Source organism: Pseudomonas coleopterorum (assembly GCF_900105555.1).
In the GTDB taxonomy this organism is placed as follows: domain Bacteria; phylum Pseudomonadota; class Gammaproteobacteria; order Pseudomonadales; family Pseudomonadaceae; genus Aquipseudomonas; species Aquipseudomonas coleopterorum.
In genome coordinates this window covers 3920373-3946001 of record NZ_FNTZ01000001.1, presented here as the reverse complement: position 1 = coordinate 3946001, position 25629 = coordinate 3920373, and the positions used below count along the sequence as shown (strand labels likewise).

Here is a 25629-nt window from a genome sequence, read left to right as displayed (position 1 = left end):
TCGACAGCTCAAAAATCGACCGTTCAAAAATCGCTCAGCGTCGCTCTTCGCGAACATAGGGTTCACCCAGCGCGCCCGGCTGGCTGGCACCTGCGCGCTTGCTGGCAGCGACCCAGACCATGACCGCCAGGGTCACGGCGTAGGGCGTCATCAGCATGAAATACTGCGGCAGTTGCACACCGGCGGCGGCCAGTTGCGGAATCAGTGCCTCGATACCGCCGAACAGCAGGGCACCGGCAAACGCGCGCCAAGGTGACCAGCGTGCGAAGATCACCAGGGCAATGGCGATCCAGCCACGGCCGCCGGTCATGTCGGCGATCCACATCTTGGTGCTGAGCACGGCAATGAATCCGCCCGCCAGCCCCATCAGTGCGCTGCCGGCCAGAATCGCGGCGAGCCGATAGCGCAGCACCGGCAGGCCGGCGGCATCGGCGGCCTGGGGGTTCTCGCCCACGGCGCGCAGTTTCAGCCCGGTGCGGGTGCGGTTGAGAAACCAGACCACAGCAAAAAAGATCACCACGGTGAGGAACACCATCGGGTTCTGCCTGAACAGGCCTCCCACCACTGGCAACTCGCTCAGCGGCCACAGCTCGACGGCCGTAAGTCCGCTAACCGGGCGATTGGTCCAGCCCAGCAGGGTGCCCAGCAAGCCGGTCAGGCCCTGACAGAAAAACACCAGGGCCAGCCCGGCAATGACCTGATTGATGCGCAGCACCAGCACCATCAGCGCGAACAACAGCGAGACCACGCTGGCGGCCGCCATGGCCGCGAGCAGGGACAGCCCCGGCAGGCCCAGGGCCAGTTGCATGCCGATCCCGGCCAGGGCGCCCACCAGCATCATGCCTTCGGCGCCCAGCGCCAGCACGCCGGCACGCTCGATGATGATCAAACCCAGCGCGGCGAGGGCGAAGGGCACGGCGAACTCGGGAACGCTGCTCAGCCAATAAGTCACCAGATCCATCACTGTTCTCCCGCCTGGATGCGCCGCAAACGGTGCCGTATGAAGAAGTCCGAAGAGGCCACGCAGATCACCAGGATGGCCTGGATCAACTGCACCATCGAAAAGGGGATCTGGTAGAACACCTGCAGGTTGCGCCCGGCGACGAACAGCATCGCCACCAGCAAGGCGACGATGGCGGCAGCGAACGGGTTGTTGCGCGCCAGAAACGCGATGAGAATTCCCGAGAAACCATAGCCTTGGTAGAACGACTGGGTCAGTCGACCTTCCTGGCCTGCGCTGACGATGAAGCCTGCGACACCGGCCAGGGCGCCGGACAGCAGCACGGTGCCGAGGATCATCCGCCGTACCGGCACCCCAACGGCGCTGGCCACGCGCGGGTTGGCATCGACGAAGCGCAGGTACAGGCCGGCGCGCGATACGCTGATGAACCACACGGCCAGGGCCATGATGACCACGGCAATCACGATCGCCACGTTGTAGCCGGCGAACAGGTCGGGCAGCAGCTCGAACGGGCGGAAAGCGGGCGAGTAGGGGAAGTTGTCCCGTGGGTCTTTCCAGCTGCCGTAGAGCAGGTGCAGCAGGAAGTTGGCGGCGATGTAGTTGAGCATCAAGGTCGAAATCACTTCGTTGACCTTCAGGCGCAATTTGAGCAGGACCGGTGCCAGGGTCCAGAGCATCGCGCAGACGATGGCCGAGGCCATCATCAACGGCAGGCGCAGGGCCTCGGGGCCGATCTGGAAGATCGAGATGGCCGCCGCGCCGATCCCGCCCCAGATCATCTGGCCTTCCAGGCCCAGGTTCCAGAAACGTGCGCGAAATGCCAGGCAGCCGGCCATGCCGACCAGAATCATCGGCGCCGCCTGGAACAGCACAGCCTTGAAGTTGCCGGCATCGAGCAGCGTCTGGCCGACGAACTCTTCCAGCAGTTGGTCGGCCGGCACGCCCGCCGCCACCAGAATGGCCGTGCTCAGGGCCAAGCCGACGATCACTGCCAGGCTGATCACCAGCGCCTGGCCGCCCCAGCCCATCTGCTGGCGCAGTTCCAGGGTGTAGCGTCGGCCGAGCAGCGGTTGGCGTGAGGTCTTGAGCAGGGGTTGGGAGAGTTCAGTCATGGCTCACCATCGCTTTGCCAATGGCCTGGCGGTCGGCCGGGCAGTCGAATTCGGCGACGATGCGGCCGCCATTCATCACGCCGATGCGATCGGCCAGGGCCAGCACTTCGTCCAGGTCTTCACTGATCACCAGTACCGCCGCCCCGGCATCGCGCGCAGCGCGCAGGCGTGCGTGCACCGCCTGGGTGGCGCGCACATCCAGGCCGCGGCTGGGGCTGTGCACCAGAATCAGCTGTGGATTGCGGCTGAACTCCCGTGCGATCACCAGCTTCTGGGCATTGCCGCCGGACAGCAGGGCGGCTTTCTGCTGCAGCGAGCGCACACCCTGGACATCGAAGTCGGCCACCGCCTGGGCGGCGTCTTCCAGCAGCCGTTGGCCGCGCAGGCGCAGGAAAGAGCCGTAGCGGCCATCGTGCAGTTGGCCGATGGCGAAGTTCTCGGCCACCGACAGCGAGCCGGCCAGCGCCGCGCCGTACCGGTCGGCGGGGATGGCGGCGATACGCAAGGTTCGGCGTTGCGCAGCGCTGGCCGTGCGCAGGTCGCCGAAGGACGCCAGGTGGATATCGCCTTCGGTCGGTTGTTCGAGGCCCATCAGGGCATTGGCCAATTCGCCCTGGCCGTTGCCACCGACCCCGGCGATGCCATAGATCTGTCCGGCGTGGAGTGTCATGTCGACACCCTTAAGCCCGCCGGTGCCGGCCACGCTGGTGAGATTGCTGACCCGCAGCAACGCTTCGCCCGGCGCTGCCGGCAGGGTCGGGCTGAGCGCTGCCGATTCGCCGACGGTGAGGCGTACCAGCTCCTCGACGCTGACGCCCTGTGGGTCGAGGGTTTTGATCGTGCGGCCGCCGCGCATGACCGTCACCCGGTCGGCGTAGCGTTTCACATCGGCCATCTTGTGGGTGACCAGCACCACCGCAGCGCCTTGGCGGGCGAAGGACTGCACCGTGCTCAGCAGTCGCTCGGCTTCCTGGTCGGTGAGCACCGCAGTGGGCTCATCGAGAATCAGGATCCGCGCGCCAGCCAGCAGCACCTTGAGAATTTCCACGCGCTGCTGCTCGGCCACCGACAGGGTTTCCACCACCTGGCGCGGATCGAGGACGAAACCCAGCTCTTCTGCCTTGCGGGCGATGGTCTGCTCAAGCGCTGCCAGCCGCTTGCGGTAGCTGCCTTCTCCCGGTTGCTCGGGCAGGCCGAGCAGGATGTTCTGCGCCACGGTGAAGGGGCGCACCAGCTTGAAGTGCTGGTGAACCATGCCGATGCGATAGCGGCTGGCATCCTTGGGACTGTGCAGCCGCACGCTGTTGTCGTCGATCAGCACGCTGCCGGTTTCCGGCGCGTACAGGCCGGCGGCAATGTTCATCAGCGACGACTTGCCAGCGCCGTTCTCGCCGAGCAGGGCATGCACCTCGCCCCAGCGGGCGCTGAAGTCGGCTTCGCTCAGCGCCTTGAAGCCGTCGAACGATTTGCTGATACCGGTGAGTTGGAGCGCGTTGGCCTGGCTCATTTCTGGGTCATCACGCCTTTGACGAACCAGTCCATTTTCCACAGGTCCGGATCGCTCATGACCTGGCCTGGGGCGAGCCGCTGCTGGCCATCACGGTCATCCATGGGCCCGGTATAGAGCGTCTTGGTGCCGGCCAGTAGCTCGGCCCGCGCCGCGTCGATCTTGGCCCGGTTCTCGGGGCTGATCACGGCGTCCTGGGTCAGGCTGATGTCGGTGCCGCCCTGCTGCATCGACAGCAAGGCGCCATTGGCCTGGGGAACCCAGTTGCCGGCCATGATCTTTTTCACTTCAGGCGTCAGGAAACGGTCCCACACCCACATCGACGAGCACACGGTGGCCTTGGGCGCGAACTCGCTCAGGTCCCGGTGATGACCGGTGCCATGAATGCCCCGCTCCTGGGCGACGATCTGCGGTGTCGGGCTGTCGACGTGCTGGCCGATCACGTCGACACCGTTGTCGATCAGCGCCATGGTGGCAGCGCGTTCCTTGACTGGGTCGTTCCACGCGCCGGTGTAGATGACCGTGACCGTGGCCGCAGGATTGATTTGCTGCGCGCCCAGTTCATACGCGTTGATGGTCCAGTTGACCTGGCCGAAGGGGTTGGCGGCCACGAAGCCCAGCTTGCCTGACTTCGACGCCGCACCCGCCGCCATGCCGCACAGGTACTGGCTTTCGTAGGTACGGCCGTAGAAGGATTCGAGGTTCGCGGCGTTGGTGGTGCCCGAACCGTTGAGGAAGGCCACGTCGGGGTATTTCTTTGCCAACGCCAGGAAGGTGTCGGAATAGCCGAACGCGGTGCCGATGATGATGTTGGCGCCGCGAGCGATCAGGCGGTCGACCACCGGCGTGATGGCTGCGGCGTTTTCGGGAACGCTCTCGACGTACTGGATCTTCTGATCCAGGCTCTTTTCCAGTTTGATGCGGGCTTCGTCGAATGCCTGGGTCCAGCCGCCGTCGTTGCGCGGGCTGATGTAGACCATGGCGATCTTGGCCGGGCCCTTGAGGGTCAGTCCCTCGGCGTAGGCTGCAGTGCCTGTCCAACAGGCCGAAGCGGCCAGCAAAATTCCCGGTAGCAGTGTCTTGATCATGAGGCGCCTTCCTGAAATGTGAGCATGGGGCAGCGGGATGCTGCCGTGGCCAGGAACCCGCCCTAAGCCGCCCGGAGCTCGAAAGCAGCATCCGTGCCATTTCAGAAAAGCGCTTTTATTACAGTGTGTTGGGTTATTTTTGGGGCTTAATTCAGATCAATTGGTCCGAACTAGAGCACTTGGTTTGTGCGCTCGGCACGATTAGAGGGCATTCACGCAGGTCTTGGCCGCACGCCATCGAGTATCAAACCGCGCAACCCCACCAGGACCTCTTCGAAAAATACCGGATCGTGCAGGGTCTTGCCGGTCACGGCCTCGACCTGGGTGCGGAAGTCGGCGTAATGCTGGGTGGTTGCCCATAGCGAGAAGATGAAGTGGTGCGGGTTGATCGGTGCCAGTTGGCCCGTCGCGATCCAGTGTTCGATCACGGCCACCTTGGTGTCGACGGTTTCGCGCAAGGGCTGCTGCAGTTCACTGAGCATCAGCGGCGCGCCCTGCATGATCTCCATGCAGAACAGACGCGACTCTGCCGCGTGATCCCGAGAGAGTTCGAGTTTTGCCTTGATATAGGCGCCGATGGCCTCGACCGGGTTTTTGTCGGCGGTGAAGTACTGCAGGGGGCTGAGCCAGACCTCCAGCAACTGCCTGAGCACGCTCAGGTAGAGATCGTCCTTGCTGGAAAAGTAGTACAGCAGGTTGGTCTTTGAGACGTCAGCCCGAGTGGCCACCTGGTCGAGGCTGCTGCCGTGCAGGCCATAGCGGGAGAACACATCCAGCGCGGCGCCCAGTATCGCGGTGCGTTTGCTTTCCATCAGTTGCAACCGGCGCTTGAGTGCCGCCGCGCTCGGCTCGCGGGTGGCCTTGGCCGCGGGCTTGGGCTTGACGTTGCGCGTGCGCTTGGCACGGGGCTCGTTGGCGGGGGGATGCTCTTTCACGCGTCTGGAACCTGCGGCTGGAGGTAGGCGGCCATGATAACGGGCGAATGTCCGCTGACGATACAGGCATGGGGACGTCGTGCATCGTTTTGCACCGCGACGCGGAAAATCGCACAAACCAAGTGCTCTACTTCGGACCGTTTGGTCCGATAAAGTTTACCAATTGTCTGCAACCTGTTGAAAGTACAGGATTAACCAAACATGGCCTGATCCCTGCTAAGTGACTTTCATGCGCAACCTGTCCGGTGCGTAACGATCATCACTCAGAAAGGGAACCACATGGATATCGGTGTTTTCACTCCTATTGGCAACAACGGCTGGCTGATTTCCGAAAACGCGCCGCAGTACCTGCCCACCTTCGAATTGAACAAGCAGATCGTGCAGAGGGCCGAGCATTACGGCTTCGACTTCGCGCTGTCGATGATCAAGTTGCGTGGCTTCGGCGGCAAGACGGAATTCTGGGAACACAACATGGAATCCTTCACGCTGATGGCCGGGCTTGCCGCCGTCACCAGCAAGATCCAGTTGTTCGCCACGGTCTCCACGCTGACCATTCCGCCTGCCATCACCGCACGCATGGCGGCGACCATCGATTCGATTTCCAACGGCCGCTTCGGGGTCAACCTGGTGACCGGCTGGCAGAAACCGGAGTACGAGCAGATGGGCCTGTGGCCCGGCGACGAATTCTTCGGCACCCGCTACCAGTATCTGGGCGAATATGCGCAGGTCCTGCGCGACCTGTGGAGCACCGGGCGCAGCGACTTCAAGGGTGAACATTTCACCATGCAGGACTGCCGTGTCAGCCCGCGCCCGCAGGCTGACATGAAGCTCATCTGCGCCGGCCAGAGCGAGGCGGGCATGGCCTTCTCGGCGCAGTACGCCGACTACAACTTCTGCTTCGGCAAAGGCGTGAACACCCCGACCGCGTTCGCGCCCACGGCCCAGGCGTTGCTCGAAGCCAACAAGAAGACCGGGCGCCACGTGACCTCCTGCGTGCTGTTCATGATCATCGCCGCCGACACCGACGAGGCCGCCCGCGCGCGCTGGGAGCACATCAAGGCCGGTGCCGATCAGGAAGCCATCGCCTGGCTGGGCGAGAAGGGCTCGGCGGACAAGGGCGCCAGCTCCAACCTGCGGCAGATGGCCGACCCTACCTCGGCGGTCAACATCAACATGGGCACCCTGGTCGGTTCCTGGGCCAGCGTGGCGCGCATGCTCGACGAAGTCGCCAGCGTGCCGGGTACCCAGGGCGTGATGCTGACGTTCGATGATTTCGTGCAAGGCATCGAAGACTTCGGCCGCAAGATCCAGCCGCTGATGAGCAGCCGCCAGCACGTGATGCCCACTTTGGAGGCCGTATGATGAATGTGCCCGTCAACGTCGCCGGTGTGTCCCTGCCGCAGGACGCGCACCCCGCCCGTGAACTTCCCGCCCGCCCCGAATCCCTGCGCATGAAGGCCAGTGAAACCGCGCTGGTGGTGGTCGACATGCAGAACGCCTACGCCAGCCTGGGCGGCTATCTGGACCTGGCCGGCTTCGACGTATCGAGTACGGGCCCGGTGATCGCGGCCATCGAGAAAGCCCTCGTGGCAGCCCGCGCCGCAGGTATTCCGGTGATCTTCCTGCAGAACGGCTGGGACGCCGACTACGTCGAGGCGGGCGGGCCTGGCTCACCCAACTGGCACAAGTCCAATGCCCTGAAAACCATGCGCAAGCGCCCCGAGCTGCAAGGCCAGCTGCTGGCCAAGGGCGGGTGGGACTATGCCCTGGTCGATCCGCTCAAGCCCCAGCCCGGCGATATCGTGGTCCCGAAAACCCGCTACAGCGCGTTCTTCAACTCCACGTTCGACAGCACCCTGCGTGCTCGCGGCATCCGCAACCTGGTGTTCACCGGCATCGCCACCAATGTCTGCGTGGAGTCGACCCTGCGCGACGGTTTCCATCTGGAGTATTTCGGTGTGGTGCTGGCCGATGCCACCCACCAGGCCGGGCCGGCGTTCGCGCAGCAGGCAGCGCTGTTCAACATCGAAACCTTCTTCGGCTGGGTCTCCAGCGTGGACGACTTCTGCACCACCTTCGCCCCCGTCGGGGCCGTTTCCTGAGGATGCACAGATGAGCAAACGATCGATTATCCCTGCCGGCACCGGCAAGCCCCTGGCCCCCTTCGTTCCCGGTTCCATGGCCGATGGCGTCCTATACGTGTCGGGCACGTTGCCATTCGACAAGGACAACGATGTGGTGCATGTGGGCGACGCGACGGCGCAGACCCGCCATGTGCTGGAGATCATCAAGGGCGTGGTCGAAGCGGCCGGCGGCACCCTGGATGACGTGACCTTCAACATGATCATGATCCGCGACTGGGCCGACTACGCCAAGGTCAACGAGGTGTACGCCGAGTACTTCGCCGGCGAGAAGCCTGCGCGCTATTGCATCCAGTGCGGCCTGGTCAAACCTGACGCGCTGATCGAAATCGCCAGCATTGCGCACATCGGCTGACACTCACTGCGGAGGTTTGCATGTACCACGCCATACACGGTCGGCAGGATGCCGATGCACCCACCCTGGTACTGAGTTCGGGGCTCGGCGGTTCGGCCGGGTTCTGGGCGGGCGATCTGGCGCTGCTCGGCGAGCAGTTTCGCGTCGTGACCTATGATCATGCCGGCACCGGGCGCAGCCCTGCGCAATTGCCCGAGGGCTACAGCATCGAGCACATGGCCGAAGAGCTGCTGGGGCTGCTCGACGAACTCAATATCGAGCGATGCCATTTCATGGGCCACGCCCTGGGTGGCCTGGTGGGATTGGCGCTGGCCGCGCTGCAGCCCCAGCGCCTGAGCAGCCTGGTGTTGATCAATGCCTGGAGCAGCCCCAATCCGCACAGCGCGCGCTGTTTTGCCGTGCGCAAGAACCTGCTGCGTGACAGCGGTGCCGAGGCTTACGTGCAGGCGCAGGCGTTGTTCCTGTACCCGGCCGACTGGATTGCCAGCAACGGTGCGCGCCTGGCCGCGGACGAGGCCCATGCGCTGGCGCATTTCCCCAGCCATGACAACCTGCTGCGGCGGATCAACGCGCTGGAAACCTTCGACATCGAATCGCGCCTGGCGAGCATCGACACGCCTGCGCTGGTGATCGCCAACCGAGACGACATGCTGATGCCCTGGCAGCGTTCCCGGCACCTGGCCGAGCACCTGCCCAACGCCAGATTGGTGGTGCTCGAATACGGCGGACACGCCTCGAGCGTCAGCGATCCACAACCCTTTCATCACGCCGTGCTCGACTACTTTCAAGGACTCTCACTATGAACGTGCCCCATTCGATTCCCGTCGAGCGTCAAGCCTTCCGCGATGCCATGGCAGGACTTGCCGCTGCGGTGAACGTCATCACCACCGACGGCCCCCACGGGCGCGCGGGATTCACGGCGACGGCGGTGTGCAGCGTGACCGATCAGCCGCCGACGCTGTTGGTGTGCATCAACCGCGCAGCCTCGGTCTACGAGTCTTTCACGGGCAACGGCATGGTATGCGTCAACACCCTGGGCAATGGCCAACAAGCCCTGTCCAACGCCTTCGGCGGCAAGATTCCCCAGGAGGAGCGTTTCGCGGCGGGGCACTGGAGCCAGGGGATTACCGGTGCGCCGATTCTGGAGGGCGCCAAACTGTCCTTCGATTGCAGGATCACCAGCAGCACCAGTGTTGGCACCCACGACATTCTCTTCTGCGAGGTGCTGGACATCCGCCAGCAGGACGAGGCCGACGTGCTGGTCTATTTCGCTCGCCGCTACCACGAACTGGCGGGTACTCAAGCCAGCGTGTGAGCGGTGCGGTCAGTCCGGCTTGCCCATCAGCATGAACAAGCGGAACAGCACCACGGTGGGCAGCAGTTGCAGAAAGCTGTTGACGCTGTCGACCAGCAGCCGCACCGGCGTGGGCTGGGCGTCGCTCCAGGCCATGGCACTGAGGCCGTCGAGCAGCCACAGCGGGATCATGATCGCCAGCAGGGTGAACAGGATCGGCCAGAATTTGCCTTTGGTCAGGTCGAAGCTTTCGCGCATGGCCTGCAACGGGGTGCTGTTGCGCAGCACCAGCAGGTATTCCGAGAACGACAGCTTGATCATCAGGTACAGCCCCGGTAGCACGAACAGCCACATGCCGAACATGATCAGCAGGGTGCTGATGGCCGCCATCAGGGCGAAGCGTGGCCACAGGTGCAGGGCCTTGCCCAGCAGGTGCCGGCCCTGGGGCTCATAGCCGTCGGTGCGGGCATCGAGGAACAGGATCAGCGCGGCGGTGTACAACGGATAGAACAGCAGGCCCACGGCCACGTCGTACATCACCGAGGCGTCAGGGCCGTTCGCGCGTGCCACCAACTCGCGAGCCAGGGCTTCGCAGACCACCAGCGGCAGGCACAGGCGCAGGATTGCCCACAGGTTGATGCGGAAAAAATAGAACGAGTCGCGCAATACGATCAGCGGGTTCATGGGGCCGGGTCACAGGTCAAAAAGCAGGTCGACACTTTAGCCGATGGTGGCGTTTTTCAACACCCGGCCAGCGCGCCGTGGCGTGTAGGAGCTTACGCAGGTGAACAAAGTTTAATCGCGGCCGGTCATTGAAAGACGGGGCAGCAGCCCCATCATTGCAGCAGAACCGACGCATTGTGCGCCGGCCACGCCATTTTCCGGGCAATCGAACGAGGTCGCCATGAACACTGATGAACAAAGCCTGATCGACGGTCTGTTCACTCGCCTCCAGCAGGCCGAAAAGGAGGGCAGTGCGCGCGATGCGCAGGCCGACGAGCGCATCAAGGGCCACGTCTCCGCCCAGCCCGCCGCGCCCTATTACATGGCGCAGGCGATCCTGGTCCAGGAAGCGGCGATCAAGCGCCTGAGCGAGCAGAACCAGCAGTTGCAGACCGAGTTGCAACAGGCGCGTAGCCAGGCGGCCGCGCCGGCGCAGCAGGGCGGTGGTGGTTTCCTGTCGAGCATTTTCGGCGGCGGCAACCGCGACGTGCAGCAACCGGCGCGGGCCGTGCAACCTCAGGGCAACGGCTGGCGCGAACCGGCTCGTCAGGCGCCGGCGTACCAGCCGCCGCCACAGCAGAACTACGCCGCTCCAGGCGCTCAGGCGCCGGCGGGTGGCGGCTTCATGCGCGGCGCCCTGCAGACGGCTGCCGGTGTGGCCGGGGGCGTGATGCTGGCACAGGGCATCAGCAGCCTGTTTCACCACGACAATCCTCAGGAGATCGTTGAGGTGATCAAGGAAGAGCCGGCCCAGGCGAGCGACAACGGCGGCTGGAACGACAGCGGTGACGCCCAGCAGGTGAGCAATGACAGCTGGAACGATCAGGGCGGGCTGGCCGATGCCGGTTACGACAGCAGTGGCGACAGTGGCTTCTTTTCCGACGATGATGATTTTGTGTAAGGCCTGAGGGCCTCTTCGCGGGCAGAGGGCTCGCCGCCCGCCCCGCTCCCACAGGGGTGCGCGCGATCCTGTGGGAGCGGGTCTCTGCCCGCGAAGAGGCTGGCACAGTCCCTCCCCCTCACACATGGCACACCACTGTAGGAGCGGGTCTCTGCCCGCGAAGAGGCCGGCACAGTCCCCCCCCTCACACATGGCACACCACTGTGGGAGCGGATCTATGCCCGCAAAGAGGCCGGCACAGTCACCCCCTCCTCACACATGGCACACCACTGTGGGAGCGGGTCTCTGCCCGCGAAGAGGCCTGCACAGTCACCCCCCCTCACACATAGCACCACCACTGTGGGAGCGGGTCTCTGCCCGCGAAGAGGCCGGCACAGTCCCCCCCCTCACACATGGCACACCACTGTGGGAGCGGATCTATGCCCGCGAAGAGGCCGGCACAGTCACCCACCCTCACACATGGCACACCACTGTGGGAGCGGATCTATGCCCGCAAAGAGGCCGGCACAGTCACCCCCTCCTCACACATGGCACACCACTATGGGAGCGGGTCTCTGCCCGCGAAGAGGCTGGCACAGTCCCCCCCCTCACACATGGCACACCACTGTGGGAGCGGGTCTCTGCCCGCGAAGAGGCCGGCACAGTCACCCCCCCCCTCACACATGGCACACCACTGTGGGAGCGGGTCTCTGCCCGCGAAGAGGCCGGCACAGTCACCCCCCCTCACACATGGCACACCACTGTGGGAGCGGGTCTCTGCCCGCGAAGAGGCCGGCACAGTCACCCCCCCTCACACATGGCACACCACTGTGGGAGCGGGTCTCTGCCCGCGAAGAGGCCGGCACAGTCACCCCCCCTCACACATGGCACACCACTGTGGGAGCGGGTCTCTGCCCGCGAAGAGGCCGGCACAGTCACCCCCCTCACATATGGCACACCACTGTGGAAGCGGGTCTATGCCCGCGAAGAGGCCGGCACAGTCACCCACCCTCACACATGGCACACCACTGTGGGAGCGGGGCGGGCGGCGAGCCCTCTGCCCGCGAAGAGGCTGGCACTGACACCCCCATCCTCGCCCCAACACTGGCATACTGGCTCTCCAGAAGCTCAGGCGCCCAGCGCGACGAGGAAGTGCGGTGAAGAAGATCGCGGTGTTCGCCGATGTACAGAACCTTTACTACACCGTGCGCCAGGCCTACGGCTGTCACTTCAACTACGCCGCACTGTGGGCCGACATCGGCCAGCGCGGGCAGATCGTCGAGGCCTATGCCTACGCCATCGACCGTGGCGACAGCAAGCAGCAGCAGTTTCAGCAGATCCTGCGCAACCTCGGCTTCACGGTCAAACTCAAGCCCTACATCCAGCGCAGCGACGGCTCGGCCAAAGGCGACTGGGATGTGGGCATCACCATCGATATCATGGACGCCGCCGATCACGTCGACGAGATCGTGCTCGCCTCGGGCGACGGCGATTTCGACCTGCTGCTCGACCGCATCATCGGCAAGCATGGCGTCGAGGCCGTGGCCTATGGCGTGCCAGGTCTGACCGCCAACTCGCTGATCCGCGCCGCCACCCGCTACGTGCCCATCGAGGGTGCGTTGCTGCTGAAGAATTGAGGTTTCACCGCTTTGGAACGCATTGCTGTCATCGACTTCGAAACCACCGGCATCTCGCCGAACATGGGTTGCCGCGCTACGGAAATCGCAGTGGTCATGCTCGAGCGCGGCGAAATCGTCGGCCGCTATCAGAGCCTGATGAACGCAGGCCTGCCCGTGCTCGGCTTCGTTGCCAGCCTGACTGGCATCACCACGGCCATGGTGCGCAAGGCGCCGCCCGCGGCCGAGGTAATGGCCGAAGTCGCCGAGTTCGTCGGCAGCACGCCGTTGCTGGCGCACAACGCCTCCTTCGACCAGAAGTTCTGGGATCACGAGCTCAGCCTGCTGCGCCGCGAGCGGGTGCAGAGCTTTGCCTGCTCGATGCTGATGGCCCGGCGCCTGTTCCCCGGCGCGCCGAATCACAAGCTGGGCACCTTGACCCAGTGGGCGAGGCTGCCACATACCGGCCAGGCTCACCGGGCCATGGCCGATGCCGAGATGGCGGCCAACCTGACCCAGCATCTGGCGCGCGAGTTGCGCGAGCGGCACGGGCTGGCCGAGGTGTCCCACGGGCTGTTCTGCACGCTGCAGAAAGTGCCGATGGCGAAGATGCGCGAGGTGTTGCAGAAGCATCGGTTGGGGTAGGGCTGGAAGGCCTCTTCGCGGGCAGAGGGCTCGCCGCCCGGTTCCCACCAGGAAAGAACAAAAACACACCATGGACGACCTTTGAAATGCCTGCTCAAGCCCGCTTCCCCCTGTTGCTCATCGGCGCCTTTCTGGCCCTGTATTTCGTCTGGGGTTCGACCTACCTGTTCATTCGTATCGGCGTCGAGTCGTGGCCGCCGTTGCTGATGGCCGGGGTGCGCTTTCTCATCGCCGGGACGATTCTCTATGCCTTCCTGCGCCTGCGTGGCGCGCCCAACCCGACCTGGCCACAGTGGCGCGCGGCCGGGTGCGTGGGGATCCTGCTGCTTAGTTGCGGCAACGGCGGCGTGACGGTCGCCGAACATGCAGGCGTGTCGTCCGGGGTGGCGGCGCTGGCGGTGGCCACCGTGCCGCTGTTCACCCTGTTCTTCGGCCTGTTCCGGGGGCAGCGCAACACTCGCCTGGAGTGGGCGGGGATCGTCCTCGGACTGGTCGGGATCGGCCTGCTCAACCTGGGTTCCAACCTGCAGGCCAGCCCTCTGGGCGCGGCGCTGCTGATCTTCGCCGCGGCCGCCTGGGCCTTCGGCTCGGTCTGGAGCCGGAGTCTGCCATTGCCCCAGGGCGCCATGGCCGCAGCGACGGAAATGCTCATCGGCGGCGCGGTGCTGCTGCTGGGCAGCCTGATCTCGGGCGAGCGCATGCAGCAATGGCCCACCGCCGCCGGCTGGGGCGCGCTGGCCTACCTGGTGTGCTTCGGCTCGATCCTGGCCTTCAGTGCCTACATGTACCTGCTCAAGCACGTGCGCCCGGCGGCGGCCACCAGCTATGCCTACGTCAACCCGGCGGTGGCCGTGTTGCTGGGCATCCTGTTCGCCGGTGAGCACATCGGCGTCGAGGAATGCGTGGCCATGGCGGTGATCATCGGCGCGGTGGTGTTGATCGGCGTGCCGCAATGGCGCAAGGCGAAAGCCTAGCCAACAAGGTAAACTGCCGGCCATTGCGAAACATCTTCTGACGGTAGACCCATGACATTCGCCACCCTTGGCCTGATCGAACCCCTGCAACGCGCCCTTGAAACGCTTGGCTACCAGACGCCGACCCCGGTGCAGGCCCAAGCCATTCCTGCGGTGCTGGCCGGTCGCGACCTGATGGCCGCAGCCCAGACCGGCACCGGCAAGACCGCCGGTTTTGCCTTGCCGTTGCTGCAGTTGCTGGCCATGGAAGGCCCCAAGGTGGCGAGCAACTCGGTCCGCGCCCTGGTGCTGTGCCCCACGCGCGAGCTGGCCGAGCAGGTTCACGCCAATATCGTCGAGTACGGCGAGCACTTGCCGCTGAGCACCTATGCGGTGTACGGCGGGGTCAGCATCAACCCGCAGATGATGAAGCTGCGCAAGGGCGTCGACCTGTTGGTCGCAACGCCGGGGCGCCTGCTCGATCTGTATCGACAAAACGCGATCAAGTTCTCCCAGTTGCAGACCCTGGTGCTGGACGAAGCCGACCGCATGCTCGACCTGGGCTTTTCCGAGGAACTGCGGGACATCTATGCGGCCCTGCCGAAGAAGCGCCAGACCCTGCTGTTCTCGGCGACCTTTTCCGATTCCATCCGCCTGCTGGCCGGGCAGATGCTCAACGACCCGCTGAGCATCGAAGTGAGCCCGCGCAACGTGGCCGCCAGCTCGGTGCAGCAGTGGATCGTGCCGGTGGACAAGAAGCGCAAGGCGGAGCTGTTCTGCCATCTTCTGAAGAAGCAGCGCTGGAAGCAGGTGCTGGTGTTCGCCAAGACCCGCAACGGCGTGGACGCGCTGGTCGAGAAGCTGCAGGGGCTGGGCATCAACGCCGACGGCATCCACGGCGACAAGCCCCAGGCCACGCGCCAGCGTGCACTGGATCGTTTCAAGGCTTCGGAGGTGCAGATCCTGGTGGCCACCGATGTCGCCGCACGCGGCCTGGACATCGACGATCTGCCGCTGGTGGTCAATTTCGACCTGCCGATCGTGGCCGAGGACTACATTCACCGCATCGGCCGTACCGGCCGGGCGGGGGCCACGGGGGAGGCGATCTCCCTGGTCTGCGCCGACGAAGTGCAGTTGCTGTCTGCCATCGAAATGCTGACCCGGCAGACGTTGAAGCGCGTCGACGAACCGGACTTCGTGCCCGATCACCGAGTGCCGGACACCGATGCCAGCGGCCAGGTGGTGAAGAAGCCGAAAAAACCGAAGAAGCCCAAGGTCAGTGGTAGCAAGAAGAACCTGGGCAAGTGGGTCGACAGCGGTGATTCACCGGTGGATGCGACCCCTGTGGTCAAGCCGGTGCGCAAGGTGCCGGTGTTCAATACAGGGCCGCGCAAGCGCAAGCCTTGAGGTGTGGGGGGCTTGAGGGCCTCTTCGCGGGCAGAGCCCGCTCCCACAGGTTTGCGCTCGATCCTGTGGGAGCGGGCTCTGCCCGCGAAGAGGCCTTAGAGGCAAACATCACCCCCGCGCCAACCACTCCAGAACGCCATCCGCCGCCCGCCGTCCGCTGGCGAAGCAGGCCGTCAGCAGATAGCCCCCGGTTGGCGCCTCCCAATCCAGCATTTCACCCGCACAGAACGTGCCCGGCACATTGGTAAGCATCAGCCGCCGATCCAGCCCCTGCAGATCCACACCGCCCGCCGTGCTGATCGCCTCATCCAGCGGCCTGGCGCGTACCAGCGTTAACGGCAGCGCCTTGATCGCCAAGGTCAGTGCATCGAGGTCGGCGAAGGTCTGCGCATCGGTCAGTTCACGCAGCAGGCCGGCTTTCACACCCTCCAGGCCCAGTTGCCCCTGCAGGTGCCGGGCCATGGACTTGGACCCCCGCGGTTTGTGCAACGCCGCACGGACTTTATTCACAGGTCGATCCGGCAGCAGGTCGAGGTGCAGGGTCGCTTTTCCCGTGCGGTTGATCGCCTCGCGAATCCCGGCGGACAGTGCATACACCAGGCTGCCTTCCACACCCGTTTCAGTCAGCACGCACTCGCCAGTGCGCAACGGCTCGCCAGCCAACCCGAGGGCGACGTTCTTCAGCGGTGCACCGGCGAATTTCTCCCGCAACACTGCGCTCCAGCCTGGCACCTCGAAGCCGCAGTTGGAGGGTTGCAGCGGCTTGATGGGTACACCGCGCCCTTGCAGCCAAGGCACCCAGGCGCCGTCGGAACCCAGCCGCGCCCAACTGGCACCGCCCAACGCCAGCACCGTGGCCGTCGGGCGCACCGCCAATTCGCCGTGCGGATGCTCGATACGCAAGCTGCCGTCGTCGTTCCACCCCAGCCAGCGGTGCCGGGTGTGGATAACCACACCGGCCTCGCGCAGGCGCTTGAGCCAGGCACGCAGCAGCGGTGCGGCCTTCATGTCGGTCGGAAATACGCGTCCGGAGGTGCCGACGAAGGTCTGGATGCCCAGGCCATGAATCCATTCGCGCAACCGTGGGCCATCGAACGGAGCCAGCCATTCTCCCACCGCCTGCGCACGTTCGGCGTAGCGAGCGACGAAGGCGGGCTGGGGCTCGGAATGGGTGATGTTCATGCCACCGACGCCAGCGAGCAGGAATTTGCGGCCCACCGAGGGCATGCCGTCGTAGACGTCGACGGCCACGCCAGCCAGGCTCAGCACTTCGGCGGCCATCAGGCCCGCCGGGCCGCCGCCGATCACGGCAACGCGAGGGGAAGAAGAGTGCATGGAAACGGATCGACAGAAAAAGAAGGCGAATTCTACACGCCCCGTTCCGCTTCTGTATTCACGCGCGCCACTGATCAAAATTTGATCGACGCTCTGAAAGCCTTGCCGTATGCGGCCTGTGGCCTGTTTTGCGCAGGTTATCCACATGCGGCTGCACAGCGGATGTGAGTAACTCGCGGAGTTCGCGTAAAACCGCCCTGCAAAGCTGATCAAAAAATGATCGCATCGCCCAAGGCCCCGGCTGCGCGGGGCTTCATTCGCTTATGCGCAGATTATCCACAGGCGGTTGCACAGCCATTGTGTGTAACTTATCCACCGGCTGTCGCGATGTGCATAACTCATACGGTGAGGAAAAACACCATCAGCAAGGGCCCGATCACGGTCAGCAGAAAACCGCTGACCAGCGCTACGGGCAGCAATTCGGGCGGGCACTTCTGCTTGACGATCGGCAACGTCGAATCCAGCGACGTGGCGCCGCCTGCGGCGATGCATTGCAAGGGTCGCCGGGCACCCAGGCTGTACAGCAGACCGATGGCCAGGATCTCGCGAAACAGGTCGGTCAACAGGGCCATGGCGCCGAACGCTTCACCGGCATGGTGGCCCACCATCACTCCGGACAGGGTAAACCAGCCGAAGCCACTGGACAGCGCGAGGGAGATGGCTAACGGCTGGCCGGTCGCCCAGGCCGCCAGCAGGCCGCCGAGCAGCGAACCGATCACCACCATGGCGGGAATCTTCAAGGTGCGCAGCGAGTACCACGACGGGTCGGGCCTGACTCCGTAGAGGTCCAGCCCGACCAGCACGATCAGTACATAGAGGAAGTAGCTGGTCGAAGGCCAGCCAAAGCCCGAGCCGTCGGCCGCGCCCCACAGGTGATACAGGCCAACGCCCAAAGCCAGGGCCAGCAGCGCGATCAGGCATTCCTTGAGCGGCGGGATGATCCCTGCCAGCCCTTGGCGGTCCGACGTCGGGCGTGGCACCACGGCACTGGTGCCCCGAGAGAGCAACAACCACGGCACCGCAGTCGTCAGCAGGGCGAAGACCAGCGCGGTGAGCGCCGATTCACGCGCCGAGTTCAGGGCGCCCAGGACGTTACCGAATTCGTAGCCGATCGAGAACAGCAGCAGCCAGATGAACGGGGTGATCAGCTTCACCAGCCGATGACGCAGCTCGGGGCTGATGAAGATTGCCAACACCCAGCCGCCGGCCAACGCCAGCAGGATGGGCAGGAGTGAAGCCACTATCGAAAGCATTGTCGCAAGCCTTGTGCAGGAGATCCATGGAGTGCCGTGTGTGCCGAAGGCGGGCATTATTCCAGATGCGCGACCCGTCTGGCTGGGCTTTTTCCATGTCGCGGCACCTGGGCCAGGGCCCGGTGCCGCCGGCTGCTGCTAGGCCTGCAGCCACCGATCAGTCCTCGGTCTGGATACGACCGATCAGGGCGCCTGCTTCGAAGTACTCACCGGCTTGCTGGCCGATCTGCACGCGGCCTGCACACGGCGCCAGCACCGAGGTTTCCATCTTCATCGCTTCCACCACGGCCACTACCTGCCCGCTGGAAACGTCGGCACCGTCTTCCACCACCCAGGTGTGCAGGTTGCCCGCCACCGGAGTGAGCAGCGCCTGGGCATCCACCTCTGCCGCAGGCGAAGCCTGTGCCGGGGCAGGGGATGCCGTATCCAGGCTCATGCCGCGCAGCAACGCAGCGGGCAGACCGAGCGCATGGCGCTTGCCATCGATCTCGACGAAGGTACGCAGAATGTCCGCTTCGGCCTTGGGGTCGACCCGCGGCGCCAGGGTGAGGGATTCGGCGAAGTCGGTTTCGATCCAGCGCGTGTGCACGGCGAAGCGCTCGGGGCCGGTGAAATCCGCGTGATCCATCACCGCGCGGTGGAACGGCAGCACCGAGGCGATGCCTTCGATACTGAATTCGGCCAGGGCGCGTCGGGCGCGGGCAATGGCCTGCTCACGGGTGGCGCCGGTGACGATGAGCTTGGCCATCATCGAGTCGAAGTGGCTGGGCACGCTCGACCCGCTGACCACGCCACTGTCCAGGCGCACGCCGGGGCCGAATGGCGGAAGGAACTCACCGATCTGGCCGGGTGTGGGCAGAAAGCCCTTGCCCGGGTCTTCGGCGTTGATGCGGAATTCGAAGCTGTGGCCTCTCGGCACTGGCGTTTCGGTGAACGACAAGGGCAAACCATCGGCGATGCGCAGTTGCTCGATCACCAGGTCCACGCCCGTGGTTTCCTCGGTGACCGGGTGTTCGACCTGCAGACGTGTGTTCACTTCCAGGAACGACAGAGTGCCATCCTGGCTGAGCAGGAACTCGACCGTACCGGCGCCGACGTACCCGGCCTTGGCGCAGATGTCGCGGGCCGCCTGGTGGATACGCTCGCGCTGCTGTTGCGTGATGAACGGCGCGGGCGCTTCTTCCACCAGCTTCTGGTTGCGGCGCTGCAAGGAGCAGTCGCGCGTGCCCACGACCACGACCTGGCCGTGCCGGTCGGCCAGGATCTGCGCTTCGATGTGGCGCGGGCGGTCGAGAAACTGTTCGACGTAGCATTCGCCGCGGCCGAAGGCGGCCTCGGCCTCGCGCACCGCCGAGGCGAACAGCTCAGTCACCTCGTCCAGGCGCCAGGCGACTTTCATGCCGCGTCCGCCACCGCCGAACGCGGCCTTGATGGCGATGGGCAGGCCGTGCTGTTCGGCGAAGGCCAGCACCTCCTCGGCGCTTTCCACCGGCCCCGGCGTACCGGCCACCAGAGGCGCACCCACGGCCTGGGCGATCTTGCGGGCTTCGACCTTGTCGCCCAGCACGTCGATGGTCTCGGGGTTGGGGCCGACCCAGATCAGCCCGGCCTCGATGACGGCGCGGGCGAAATCGGCCCGCTCGGAGAGGAAACCATAGCCGGGGTGCACGGCATCGGCGCCGCTGCGCTTGGCCACCGCCAGCAACTTCTCGATGTTCAGGTAGGTTTCGGCAGGGCGCTGGCCGTCGAGCCCATAGGCTTCGTCGGCGTGGCGTACATGCAGGGCGTCGATGTCGGCATCGGCGTACACCGCCACGCACTGCACGCCGTGGTCGCGGCAGGCACGGGCGATACGCACGGCGATCTCGCCGCGGTTGGCAATCAGGAGCTTTTTCATGGAAGGCGTTCCACATCGGCAGGTGAAGAAGGGGCAGGCGCGGTGGGCTGTAGCGCTTCGAAGGCGGCCACCGGGTTGAAGCGAATCCAGGCGTTGACCGGTATCTGTCCTGCCAGATCGAGGTGGTAGCTGGCGACCACGGCGATCACCGGGTAGCCGCCGGTCAGCGGGTGGTCGGCGAGGAACAGCACCGGCTGGCCGCTGGCGGGTACCTGAATGGCGCCCACGGCGGTGCCTTCGCTGGGCAACTCCTGGTGATTGCTGCGTTCCAGCGGCGTTTCACCGGCCAGGCGAATGCCGACGCGGTTGGACTGTGCGGTGACCTGCCACGGCTGGCTGCTCAGGCGCTCGATGGCGTCGGCGGTGAACCAGTCGCTGCGCGGGCCCATCAGCACATCCAGAGTGACGGTGTCGGTGGTTTTCGGCAGGGCAAACGCCGGGGCTTCACTGAGCGACACGCTGGTGCCGCCCGTCGGCGATGTGAACCCCAAGTGGTCGCCGGTGGCCAGGGCGGGCGGGCCGACCTGGGCCAGGGTGTCGGTCGACAGGCTGCCGAGCACCGGCGTCACGTCGAAGCCCCCGCGGATCGCCAGGTAGCTGCGCAGTCCAGCGCTGGGCGTACCCAGGGTGACGGTGTCGCCCGGCGCCAGTTCGATGGGCCGATAGTTGTCCACAGGCCATTGCAGGCCACTGGCACTGGTGAGGGTCACCGGGGTCTGTGCGCCGGTGACGGCGATCACCGCGTGGCCATGGCAGGTGAAGCGCAGGCCGCCGAGCACGGTTTCCACGCAGGCCATGTCCGAGCGGTTGCCGACGGCGCGGTTGGCGGCGCGCAGGGCGCCCAGGTCCAGCGCGCCGGAGCGGGACACGCCCTGGCCGGTCTGGCCGATGCGGCCGGTGTCCTGCAGCACGCTGTGCAGGCCGGGGCTGAGAATCTGCAGGTAAGCGCCGCTCGGCGGCAGGGCCGCGGCGGGCGCAGCCGGTGCGGGTAGTCCCCCCGCAGCCAGAGGTCCGGCATCGACGAAGCGGACCCTGTAACCGGGCCGCAACAGCGCCGGTTCGGCGCGCTCCAGGTCCCACATCTGCAAGGGCGTAACGCCGATGATCTGCCAGCCACCGGGGCTGGCCTTGGGGTAGATGCCACTGAATTCACCCGCCAGCGCTACGGCGCCCGCAGGGATGCGCGTGCGCGGCGTCTTCCGGCGCGGCACCTGGAATCCGGCGCCGCCGGTCAGGTAGCCGAATCCCGGGGCGAAGCCACAGAAGGCGACGCTGTAGTCCTCGGCGGTGTGGCGTCGAATCACTTCCTCGCGGCTGATCTGCAACAGCGCGGCCACCTCGTCCAGGTCTTCGCCGTTGTAGTGCACCGGGATCTCCACCCGCCGCTGCTCGACGGCACGGCGCTGGCTGGCATCGCGCCGGGCGAGTTGATCGACCAGCGTCTGCCGAGTGATGGCGCTGGGGCGGAACTGGATCAGCAGCGTCCGCGCGGCCGGAATGATTTCTTCCACGCCGGCGATCGGCTCGGCGCTCAAGGCGTCGAACAGGGCCAGGGTCTGCTCGAGGTCGTCGAGTTCGACCATCAGGGTGTCCAGGTTGACCGGTAGAAAACGCACGGCAATCTCCTAGACGTGATACGTGCTGTCAGGCACGTCGGTGATGAACATATGGCCCGGCGAATGGGTGATGGCGAACGGCACACCCGAGGCCATGACCGCTGCCTGGGGCGTGACCCCACAGGCCCAGAACACCGGTACTTCGCCCGGTTCGATGCGCACGGCGTCGCCGAAGTCGGGACGGGCCAGGTCGGCGATGCCCAGCAGCGCCGCGTCGCCCACGTGCACCGGCGCGCCATGCACCGAGGGATAGCGGGCGGTGATGGTGCAGGCTTCGGCCACACGGTCGGCGCGGATCGGGCGCATGGACACCACCATGTCACCGCGCAGCCGCCCGGCGGGGCGGCAGGCACGGTTGCTCAGGTACATCGGCACGTTGCTGCCATCGGCGATGTGCCGGACTTCGATGCCCGCTTCCTGCAGCGCGGTTTCGAAGGTGAAGCTGCAACCGATGAGAAAGGTCACCATGTCGTCGTGCTCGGCCCAGGCGTGGCGGGCGTCGCTGATCTCTTCGACCAATTGGCCGTTGCGCCAGACACGGTACAGCGGCAGGTCGGTGCGCAGGTCTGCGCCCGCGGCCAGTACGGTGTGCGGACTGCCGGCATCGGTGACGTCGAGGATCGGACAGGCTTTCGGATTGCGCTGGGCGTACAGCAGAAAATCATAGGCCCAGTCGCGGGGCAGGGCGATCAGGTTGGCCTGGGTCATGCCTGGGGCGATGCCAGCGGAAGGCGCTACCCGCCCGCCGCGGTAGTCGGCGCGGGCTGCCCGAGCGGCCTCGATGGCGCTCTTCGCTGCGCGTTCGAGTGCGCTCATGGTCGGCCTCCGGCAAACGGCTGCAGTTGCATGTTCGCCTGCTCCAGCACGCGCCGCAGTTCGCGGGCCATGGCCACGGCGGCCGGGCTGTCGCCGTGCACGCAGATGGAATCGGCCTGGATGCGGGTGATGCTGCCGTCGATGGCCTCCAGGGTGCCTCCCTCGACCAGGCGCAGCATGCGTTGGCCAATGAGTTGTGGATCGTGCAGCACGGCACCGGGCTCGCGACGCGACACCAAGGTGCCTTCAGGCGTGTAGGCGCGATCGGCGAAGGCTTCGGCGACGCACGTCAGGCCTTCTTCACGGGCCAGTTCGATCAGGCTCGAACCGGCCAGGGCCACCAGTACCAGGCCAGGATCGACCGCGCGGATGGCAGCGATCACGGCCAGCCCCTGGCGGCGATCGTGGGCGATGGTGTTGTACAGCGCGCCATGGGGCTTGACGTAGCTGACGCGGGTGCCCGCGGCCTGGGCCAGGCCCTGCAGCGCGCCGATCTGGTAGATGACGTCGGCGGTCAGCTCGTCGCTGGCCACGTCCATGTTGCGGCGACCGAAACCGACCTTGTCCGGGTAGGACACATGGGCGCCGATGCTGACCTGCCTGGCCGCAGCCGCCTTGAGGGTGCGCAGGATGCCGGCCGGATCGCCCGCATGGAAGCCGCAGGCGACATTGGCGCTGGTCACGATGTCGAGCATGGCGTCGTCGTCGCCCATGCTCCAGGCGCCGAAGCTTTCACCCAGGTCGCTGTTGATATCTATGCTTGGCATTGGGGAGATTCCTTGTAGTTGTTCTGGCTCATACGACCTTGAGGAAGGCGAAGATTGGTCCGACCGACTTGATCGCCATGTACCAGGTGAGCAGGCAGGTCAATACACCCAGCACCAGCAGCCAGCGAGGATAATGGTAGCCGTCCATGAGGTCCGACCGGCGCCAGCCGACGTAGATAAAGATACTCAGCCCGATGGGCAGGATCAGACCGTTGAAACCGCCGGCGAAGAGCAGCAATGCGGCAGGCGGCGTACCCATCAGGACAAAGACGAGCAGCGACACGCCGATGAAAATGGTGGTGGCGCGGTTGCGCGCCTTCTCGCTGATGTTGGGCGAGAACACGGTGATGAACGAGATCGAGGTGTATGCCGCGCCGATTACGCTCGTAATGGCAGCCGCCCACAGGATCAAGCCGAAAATACGCAGGCCGAATTCACCTGCGGTGGCCTGAAAAGCCTGAGCCGCCGGATTGGCACCCTGGCCCGAGATGTCGATGACCACGCCACTGGCAACCACTCCGAGAATGGCGAGAAACAGGATGTAGCGCATCAGGCCGGTCACCAGGATGCCGCTCAGGGCAGCCTTGTTCACCGCCTGCAGGTTCTCGATCCCCGTAGTGCCACGGTCCAGCAGACGATGCGCACCGGCGTAGGTGATGTAACCACCTACCGTGCCGCCGACGATGGTGGTGATGATGGCAAAATCCACCGTCTCGGGCAGGATGGTCTGGTACAGCGCCTGACCCAGCGGTGGGTTCGAGGCAAAGGCAACGAACAGGGTCATGCCGATCATCACCAGGCCCAGCACGACGATGATACGGTCCACTGCCAGGCCAGCGCGGTGAGACATGAAGATACCGATGGCCAGCAACGCGCTCAGGGCGCCGCCCCATTTCGGATCCAGCCCGAGCAGCGCATTCAGGCCCAGCCCGGCCCCGGCAATGTTGCCGACGTTGAACACCACGCCGCCGAAAATGACCAGTACCGCCAGGAGGTAGCCGCTGCCTGGAATCGCTTTGTTGGCTACGTCGGCCGCCCGCATGCGCGTCAGTGTGACGATACGCCAGATATTCAACTGCACCACGAAGTCGATGAGGATCGAAGCCAGGATGCCGAACGCGAAGGCCGCGCCCATCTTGGCCGTGAAGGTCGCGGTCTGGGTAATGAAGCCTGGGCCGATGGCCGAAGTGGCCATCATGAAGATCGCGGCAATCAGGGAAGAGCGACGCGCCTTGGTGAAGTCCTTGGCGGTCTGTGTCACGGCTGTGTGTGTCACGGCATCGTTCCTGCGATGGGGGATGCAGGTGGTAGAGCAATCAGCATGCCAACACCCTGATAAAAGGCCAAGAGTGTTGATCTGCATGGCGTGGATTGTTCAACAATAAATACAGGTATGACCCACAATATGCACCACTTTGTAACGCTTTCGGGTGTCGCTGTTACTTAATGATGCACCGAGGCCGCATGGGTCTTGCTTGCGACCGGCCTGTGATGGAACATCGCCGGGACTCTTTTCCACCAGGACCGAACATGAACGACACCTCGCTGTGCCCCCCTCGTTCGCTGGGTGAATCCATCACCCAGGAGATTCGCAGAATGCTGGTGGAAGGCGAGTTGGTTCCCGGCCAGCGCCTGTCCGAGGCCGCGCTGGCGGAAACCCTGCAGATCTCGCGCAACACCTTGCGCGAGGCCTTCAGAGGCCTGACCCGTGAAGGTTTGCTCAAGCACGAGCCGAACCGTGGGGTGACCGTGGCGGTGCCGGACATGGCCTCGATCATCGACATCTACCGGGTCCGCCGTTTCATCGAGTGCCAGGCCCTTGCCCAAGGCTATCCGCTGCACCCCGGCACCGTGCGCATGCGCGAAGCGGTCGCCATGGGCCAGCAGGCCAGCGAGGCCAAGGACTGGAAAGCCGTGGGCACGGCCAACATGATGTTCCACAAGGCGGTGGTGGAGTTGGCCGACAGCCCCCGATTGGAGGCGTTCTACGCGCAGATCTCGGCCGAATTGCGACTGGCCTTCGGCCTGCTCGATGACCCGCGGTTTCTGCACATGCCCTACCTGGACATGAACGGCTCCATCCTGCACTGCTTGGAAGAGGGGCGTGCCGAGGAGGCCACGCAGTTGCTCGAAGCGTACCTGGTACGCTCGGAACGCACCGTGCTCGCGGCGTACGAGCGCAGCACCCGGCGATAGCGTGCAGCGCGGTAGCACGTCCGCTCGCATGTCCGGATGCGCCGTTGGTCTTGCCGTGAAAACTCCCTTGTGACCTCGCGTTCGAAATATTCGGGAAGGTGCCCGTGAACTCGGAATCGAACCGGGGCGGGC

General features: G+C 65.1%; 24 protein-coding genes. 11 read left to right on the top strand and 13 right to left on the bottom strand.

Annotated features, from left to right (window positions below; translation table 11 throughout):
- Positions 1 to 34: 34 nt before the first annotated feature.
- From BLV18_RS17745 to rutR, 5 genes are all read right to left on the bottom strand, one after another.
- On the bottom strand, positions 35 to 961 hold the full coding sequence (locus tag BLV18_RS17745) for an ABC transporter permease (protein ID WP_049860878.1): 927 nt from the start codon (positions 959 to 961) through the stop codon (positions 35 to 37).
- Entirely contained in the window at positions 961 to 2073 is a 1113-nt protein-coding gene (locus tag BLV18_RS17740; RefSeq protein ID WP_090360493.1) for an ABC transporter permease, read from the bottom strand. Before BLV18_RS17740 ends, BLV18_RS17745 begins: the two co-directional genes overlap by 1 nt.
- The gene (locus BLV18_RS17735) at positions 2066 to 3580 is read right to left on the bottom strand and encodes an ABC transporter ATP-binding protein (protein WP_090360491.1); all 1515 of its coding nucleotides are present in this window, start codon (positions 3578 to 3580) and stop codon (positions 2066 to 2068) included. The genes BLV18_RS17740 and BLV18_RS17735 overlap by 8 nt, the downstream gene beginning before the upstream one ends.
- Positions 3577 to 4668, bottom strand: coding sequence for a BMP family ABC transporter substrate-binding protein (locus tag BLV18_RS17730; protein WP_090360489.1), 1092 nt, complete (start codon positions 4666 to 4668; stop codon positions 3577 to 3579). The genes BLV18_RS17735 and BLV18_RS17730 overlap by 4 nt, the downstream gene beginning before the upstream one ends.
- Positions 4669 to 4880: 212 nt before the next feature.
- On the bottom strand, positions 4881 to 5603 hold the full coding sequence (gene rutR, locus BLV18_RS17725; protein ID WP_090360487.1) for an HTH-type transcriptional regulator RutR: 723 nt from the start codon (positions 5601 to 5603) through the stop codon (positions 4881 to 4883).
- Positions 5604 to 5882: 279 nt separating this feature from the next.
- Here rutR and rutA point away from each other — a divergent pair, with 279 nt between their 5' ends.
- From rutA to rutF, 5 genes are read left to right on the top strand one after another with little or no spacing between them, the layout of a single operon-like run.
- The gene (rutA, locus tag BLV18_RS17720) at positions 5883 to 6965 is read left to right on the top strand and encodes a pyrimidine utilization protein A (RefSeq protein ID WP_090360486.1); all 1083 of its coding nucleotides are present in this window, start codon (positions 5883 to 5885) and stop codon (positions 6963 to 6965) included.
- Positions 6965 to 7705: a pyrimidine utilization protein B gene (gene rutB / locus BLV18_RS17715; protein WP_090360484.1), complete on the top strand. Its 741-nt coding sequence runs from the start codon at positions 6965 to 6967 to the stop codon at positions 7703 to 7705. The genes rutA and rutB overlap by 1 nt, the downstream gene beginning before the upstream one ends.
- A 10-nt stretch (positions 7706 to 7715) precedes the next feature.
- On the top strand, positions 7716 to 8099 hold the full coding sequence (gene rutC / locus BLV18_RS17710) for a pyrimidine utilization protein C (protein WP_090360481.1): 384 nt from the start codon (positions 7716 to 7718) through the stop codon (positions 8097 to 8099).
- Positions 8100 to 8119: 20 nt separating this feature from the next.
- A complete protein-coding gene (rutD, locus tag BLV18_RS17705) occupies positions 8120 to 8902 on the top strand; it encodes a pyrimidine utilization protein D (protein WP_090360478.1) in 783 nt (260 codons plus the stop codon).
- On the top strand, positions 8899 to 9414 hold the full coding sequence (gene rutF, locus BLV18_RS17700) for an NADH-dependent FMN reductase RutF (protein WP_056844034.1): 516 nt from the start codon (positions 8899 to 8901) through the stop codon (positions 9412 to 9414). The genes rutD and rutF overlap by 4 nt, the downstream gene beginning before the upstream one ends.
- A gap of 9 nt (positions 9415 to 9423) precedes the next feature.
- On the opposite strand, the gene BLV18_RS17695 is transcribed toward rutF, so the two are convergent.
- The gene (locus BLV18_RS17695; protein WP_090360475.1) at positions 9424 to 10077 is read right to left on the bottom strand and encodes a YciC family protein; all 654 of its coding nucleotides are present in this window, start codon (positions 10075 to 10077) and stop codon (positions 9424 to 9426) included.
- A gap of 220 nt (positions 10078 to 10297) precedes the next feature.
- Here BLV18_RS17695 and BLV18_RS17690 point away from each other — a divergent pair, with 220 nt between their 5' ends.
- The 5 genes from BLV18_RS17690 to rhlE1 all read left to right on the top strand — a co-directional run bounded on the left by BLV18_RS17690 (position 10298) and on the right by rhlE1 (position 15617).
- Complete coding sequence (locus BLV18_RS17690) at positions 10298 to 11017, top strand: DUF2076 domain-containing protein (RefSeq protein WP_056844036.1); 720 nt, start codon at positions 10298 to 10300, stop codon at positions 11015 to 11017.
- A 1136-nt stretch (positions 11018 to 12153) separates the two neighbouring features.
- A complete protein-coding gene (locus BLV18_RS17685; RefSeq protein WP_043192734.1) occupies positions 12154 to 12633 on the top strand; it encodes a LabA-like NYN domain-containing protein in 480 nt (159 codons plus the stop codon).
- Positions 12634 to 12645: 12 nt separating this feature from the next.
- Entirely contained in the window at positions 12646 to 13257 is a 612-nt protein-coding gene (locus tag BLV18_RS17680; RefSeq protein ID WP_090360473.1) for a 3'-5' exonuclease, read from the top strand.
- An 86-nt stretch (positions 13258 to 13343) separates the two neighbouring features.
- The gene (yedA, locus tag BLV18_RS17675) at positions 13344 to 14231 is read left to right on the top strand and encodes a drug/metabolite exporter YedA (RefSeq protein ID WP_049860890.1); all 888 of its coding nucleotides are present in this window, start codon (positions 13344 to 13346) and stop codon (positions 14229 to 14231) included.
- A gap of 51 nt (positions 14232 to 14282) precedes the next feature.
- Positions 14283 to 15617 (top strand): RNA helicase RhlE1, encoded by a 1335-nt coding sequence (gene rhlE1, locus BLV18_RS17670; protein ID WP_056844037.1) that lies wholly within the window; start codon positions 14283 to 14285, stop codon positions 15615 to 15617.
- Positions 15618 to 15725: 108 nt separating this feature from the next.
- On the opposite strand, the gene BLV18_RS17665 is transcribed toward rhlE1, so the two are convergent.
- The 7 genes from BLV18_RS17665 to BLV18_RS17635 form a co-directional block, all read right to left on the bottom strand.
- Positions 15726 to 16952: a TIGR03862 family flavoprotein gene (locus tag BLV18_RS17665; RefSeq protein ID WP_090360472.1), complete on the bottom strand. Its 1227-nt coding sequence runs from the start codon at positions 16950 to 16952 to the stop codon at positions 15726 to 15728.
- Positions 16953 to 17290: 338 nt separating this feature from the next.
- Positions 17291 to 18193, bottom strand: a complete 903-nt coding sequence (locus BLV18_RS17660) for a LysO family transporter (protein WP_208598866.1) — start codon at positions 18191 to 18193, stop codon at positions 17291 to 17293.
- 169 nt (positions 18194 to 18362) lie between these two features.
- Positions 18363 to 20102, bottom strand: coding sequence for an acetyl/propionyl/methylcrotonyl-CoA carboxylase subunit alpha (locus BLV18_RS17655; protein ID WP_090360466.1), 1740 nt, complete (start codon positions 20100 to 20102; stop codon positions 18363 to 18365).
- The gene (locus BLV18_RS17650; protein WP_090360460.1) at positions 20099 to 21718 is read right to left on the bottom strand and encodes a 5-oxoprolinase subunit B/C family protein; all 1620 of its coding nucleotides are present in this window, start codon (positions 21716 to 21718) and stop codon (positions 20099 to 20101) included. Before BLV18_RS17650 ends, BLV18_RS17655 begins: the two co-directional genes overlap by 4 nt.
- 9 nt (positions 21719 to 21727) lie before the next feature.
- Positions 21728 to 22534 carry a putative hydro-lyase gene (locus tag BLV18_RS17645; protein WP_090360457.1) on the bottom strand — a complete coding sequence of 269 codons (807 nt, stop codon included), beginning with the start codon at positions 22532 to 22534 and terminating at the stop codon, positions 21728 to 21730.
- Positions 22531 to 23301 (bottom strand): LamB/YcsF family protein, encoded by a 771-nt coding sequence (locus tag BLV18_RS17640; RefSeq protein WP_090360454.1) that lies wholly within the window; start codon positions 23299 to 23301, stop codon positions 22531 to 22533. The genes BLV18_RS17645 and BLV18_RS17640 overlap by 4 nt, the downstream gene beginning before the upstream one ends.
- 28 nt (positions 23302 to 23329) lie before the next feature.
- Positions 23330 to 24562, bottom strand: coding sequence for an NRAMP family divalent metal transporter (locus BLV18_RS17635; RefSeq protein WP_090362396.1), 1233 nt, complete (start codon positions 24560 to 24562; stop codon positions 23330 to 23332).
- A gap of 269 nt (positions 24563 to 24831) precedes the next feature.
- Between BLV18_RS17635 and BLV18_RS17630 the strand changes: the two genes are divergently transcribed.
- Entirely contained in the window at positions 24832 to 25497 is a 666-nt protein-coding gene (locus BLV18_RS17630) for a GntR family transcriptional regulator (protein ID WP_049860897.1), read from the top strand.
- Positions 25498 to 25629 lie beyond the last annotated feature (132 nt).

Excerpts from the sequence above, each read along its gene's own strand:
- BLV18_RS17745 (WP_049860878.1), bottom strand. The coding sequence starts at position 961 with ATGGATCTGGTGACTTATTGGCTGAGCAGCGTTCCCGAGTTCGCCGTG.
- BLV18_RS17740 (WP_090360493.1), bottom strand. The coding sequence starts at position 2,073 with ATGACTGAACTCTCCCAACCCCTGCTCAAGACCTCACGCCAACCGCTG.
- BLV18_RS17735 (WP_090360491.1), bottom strand. The coding sequence starts at position 3,580 with ATGAGCCAGGCCAACGCGCTCCAACTCACCGGTATCAGCAAATCGTTC.
- BLV18_RS17730 (WP_090360489.1), bottom strand. The coding sequence starts at position 4,668 with ATGATCAAGACACTGCTACCGGGAATTTTGCTGGCCGCTTCGGCCTGT.
- rutA (WP_090360486.1), top strand. The coding sequence starts at position 5,883 with ATGGATATCGGTGTTTTCACTCCTATTGGCAACAACGGCTGGCTGATT.
- rutB (WP_090360484.1), top strand. The coding sequence starts at position 6,965 with ATGAATGTGCCCGTCAACGTCGCCGGTGTGTCCCTGCCGCAGGACGCG.
- rutC (WP_090360481.1), top strand. The coding sequence starts at position 7,716 with ATGAGCAAACGATCGATTATCCCTGCCGGCACCGGCAAGCCCCTGGCC.
- rutD (WP_090360478.1), top strand. The coding sequence starts at position 8,120 with ATGTACCACGCCATACACGGTCGGCAGGATGCCGATGCACCCACCCTG.
- rutF (WP_056844034.1), top strand. The coding sequence starts at position 8,899 with ATGAACGTGCCCCATTCGATTCCCGTCGAGCGTCAAGCCTTCCGCGAT.
- BLV18_RS17695 (WP_090360475.1), bottom strand. The coding sequence starts at position 10,077 with ATGAACCCGCTGATCGTATTGCGCGACTCGTTCTATTTTTTCCGCATC.
- BLV18_RS17690 (WP_056844036.1), top strand. The coding sequence starts at position 10,298 with ATGAACACTGATGAACAAAGCCTGATCGACGGTCTGTTCACTCGCCTC.
- yedA (WP_049860890.1), top strand. The coding sequence starts at position 13,344 with ATGCCTGCTCAAGCCCGCTTCCCCCTGTTGCTCATCGGCGCCTTTCTG.
- rhlE1 (WP_056844037.1), top strand. The coding sequence starts at position 14,283 with ATGACATTCGCCACCCTTGGCCTGATCGAACCCCTGCAACGCGCCCTT.
- BLV18_RS17665 (WP_090360472.1), bottom strand. The coding sequence starts at position 16,952 with ATGCACTCTTCTTCCCCTCGCGTTGCCGTGATCGGCGGCGGCCCGGCG.
- BLV18_RS17655 (WP_090360466.1), bottom strand. The coding sequence starts at position 20,102 with ATGAAAAAGCTCCTGATTGCCAACCGCGGCGAGATCGCCGTGCGTATC.
- BLV18_RS17645 (WP_090360457.1), bottom strand. The coding sequence starts at position 22,534 with ATGAGCGCACTCGAACGCGCAGCGAAGAGCGCCATCGAGGCCGCTCGG.
- BLV18_RS17640 (WP_090360454.1), bottom strand. The coding sequence starts at position 23,301 with ATGCCAAGCATAGATATCAACAGCGACCTGGGTGAAAGCTTCGGCGCC.
- BLV18_RS17630 (WP_049860897.1), top strand. The coding sequence starts at position 24,832 with ATGAACGACACCTCGCTGTGCCCCCCTCGTTCGCTGGGTGAATCCATC.